This is a genomic window from Streptococcus sp. 714 (assembly GCF_013277115.1).
Classification (GTDB): Bacteria; Bacillota; Bacilli; order Lactobacillales; family Streptococcaceae; genus Streptococcus.
The window spans coordinates 1-1,093 of the sequence record NZ_VMMH01000016.1 but is presented as its reverse complement, the minus strand read 5'-3'; the positions used below and the strand labels follow the sequence as shown (position 1 = coordinate 1,093).

Here is a 1,093-nt window from a genome sequence, read left to right as displayed (position 1 = left end):
CAATGAGTCCGAAGAATTTGTCTGGCTTCTTGTTCTGAAAGTGAAAAAGCAAGAGCTGATAGAGATTATAGTGGTGTCTCAAGTCTTCTGAATAGCTCAAAAGCTTGTCTAGAATCTCATTATTTGTTAAGTGCATGCGAAAAGTAGGGCGATAAAAACGTTTATCACTTAGTTTACGACTATCCTGTTGAATGAGCTTCCAGTAGCGTTTGATAGCCTTGTATTCATGAGATTTTCGCTCAAATTGATTCATGATTTGAACACGCACACGACTCATAGCACGGCTAAGATGTTGAACAATGTGAAAGCGATCAAGAACGATTTTAGCACACGGAAAAAGCTGTTTAGCCAAGTCATAGTAAGGGCTAAACATATCCATAGTAATGATTTTCACCTGACAACGAACAGCGCGATTGTAACGCAGAAAATGATTTCTTATGATAGCTTGTGTTCTACCTTCAAGAACAGTGATGATATTGAGATTGTCAAAATTTTGCGCAATGAAGCTCATCTTTCCCTTAGTGAAGGCATACTCATCCCAAGACATAATCCCTGGAAGACGAGAAAAATCATGCTTAAAACGAAAGTCATTGAGCTTACGGATGACAGTTGAAGTTGAAATGGCCAGCTGATGTGCAATATCGGTCATAGAAGTCTTTTCAATCAACTTTTGCGCAATCTTTTGATTGATAATACGAGGAATTTGATGATTCTTCTTGACGAGTGAGGTCTCGGCGACCATCATTTTAGAGCAATGATAGCACTTGAAACGACGCTTTTTAAGGAGAATTCTAGTAGGCATACCAGTTGTTTCGAGGTAAGGGATTTTCGACGGTTTTTGGAAGTCATATTTCTTCATTTGACTTCCACACTCAGGACAAGATGGAGCGTCGTAGTCCAGTTTAGCGATGATTTCCTTGTGGGTATTCCTATTAATGACATCCATAATTTGGATATTTGGGTCTTTAATGTCTAGTAATTTTGTGATAAAATGTAATTGTTCCATATGATTCTTCCTAATGAGTTGTTTGATCACTTTTCATTATAGGTAATATGGGACTTTTTTTCTACATAAAATAGGCTCCATAATATC

1 protein-coding gene is annotated in these 1,093 nt (G+C 37.5%); it reads right to left on the bottom strand.

Annotated features, from left to right (window positions below; genetic code table 11):
* Positions 1-1,006 (bottom strand): ISL3 family transposase (locus tag HT718_RS06205; protein WP_173267876.1); only part of this gene is annotated, 1,006 nt, incomplete at its 3' end.
* Positions 1,007-1,093: the final 87 nt, after the last annotated feature.